Source organism: Paenibacillus sp. TAF43_2 (assembly GCF_052113545.1).
GTDB lineage: Bacteria > Bacillota > Bacilli > Paenibacillales > Paenibacillaceae > Pristimantibacillus.
The window spans coordinates 1-1,417 of record NZ_JBFRDK010000374.1 but is presented as its reverse complement, the minus strand read 5'-3'; the positions used below and the strand labels follow the sequence as shown (position 1 = coordinate 1,417).

Below are 1,417 nucleotides of genomic sequence, written 5' to 3'. Positions count from 1 at the left end.
GTACACTAGGCAGTCCGTTGAATGGACTGCTCGCGGAATTTGTTGTGCTGCCAGAAGAAGGGTTAGTTCATGTACCTGATCGATTGACGGATATAGAAGCGGCAACCCTGCCTTGTGCAGGCGTGACAGCATGGCATGCTCTCATTGAGGAAGGCAAGATTAAAGCGGGTGATACCGTTGTCATACAGGGGACAGGTGGCGTCGCCTTGTTCGCACTTCAATTCGCAAAACTGTATGGAGCAACTGTTATTGTAACATCAAGCAGTGACGAGAAGCTTAATAGAGCGAAGGAAATTGGCGCGGATTTCGGCATTAACTATAAGCAAACACCCGAATGGGATAAGGCTGTACTTGCACTGACGGAGGAACATGGAGCAGACCATATCGTTGATCTCGGCGGATCAGCTACGTTAAATAGATCGATCTCAGCACTCCGTGTAGGTGGACATATCAGCATGATCGGCGGTCTATCGGGGTTTAGTGTAGAAGGATTTGACATTATCCCTGCAATTGTTAGAAAAGCACGCCTGCAAGCGATCAACGTAGGCAGCCGGGACATGTTTGAATCGATGAATTTTGCTATTGAACATAGCGAGCTACATCCCATAGTTGATTCAGTGTATCCATTTGAACATGCTGTAGATGCGCTTCAGTACTTGACGAAGGGGTCATATTTTGGGAAAGTTGTTATTTCATTTAATCAGTAATGGCATTATTTTTAAGTTGAACATGATTCTTATTAAACAATCTTATATCCAACATTTTCCCGTTCGATGAGGGATTAAACACAAAAAGCCCATACAATGGGCTTTTTGTGTTCATGCTATTTAAGAAAATACTCACTGTCTGAATAGATGGAAGGCATTAAGCATTCTGATTAGTAGCCACAGCCGCCGCCAAAGATGCCGCAACTACAAGCTATAATCACCAACAAAATGAACAGAACCAGGATAATACCAATACTGTGATTAGCACCACCAACAAATCCACCCATCAAACATTCACCTCCAATGTTTAAAGTACACTGTAGTTTATGTACGTATGGTACTGTATGATTGGACGTTTGTTCTGTAAGGATGTTTGCCCAATAAGCTGTTTGTAAGTAAAGAGAAAGCCCATGGCATGGACTTTCTCTTTTTTACTATGAGATGTTATAGGTTAAATGAGCATACATTGTGGCAGGTGCTGTTATGGTTTTATTCATTCGACGTATGACAGAACAGGGTTTGTTATCTAGACAGTTTTGTCCTAAGCGCGGTCACGGCAGTGAGTAGCAATAATAACCAACAAAATGAACAGAACTAGAATAAAACCGATATTTTCCATCAAACATTCACCCCCTGTGTTTTGACTACACTATAAATTATGTATTGATAGAGCGAAGTGATTGGATGGTTGTACTGGTATGATAATAGCC

General features: G+C 41.9%; 1 protein-coding gene. It reads left to right on the top strand.

Annotation, left to right across the window (positions count from 1 at the left end; translation table 11 throughout):
* Positions 1-707: zinc-dependent alcohol dehydrogenase family protein (locus tag AB4Z17_RS33475; RefSeq protein WP_441964764.1), on the top strand; the 707-nt coding region annotated here is incomplete at its 5' end.
* Positions 708-1,417: the final 710 nt, after the last annotated feature.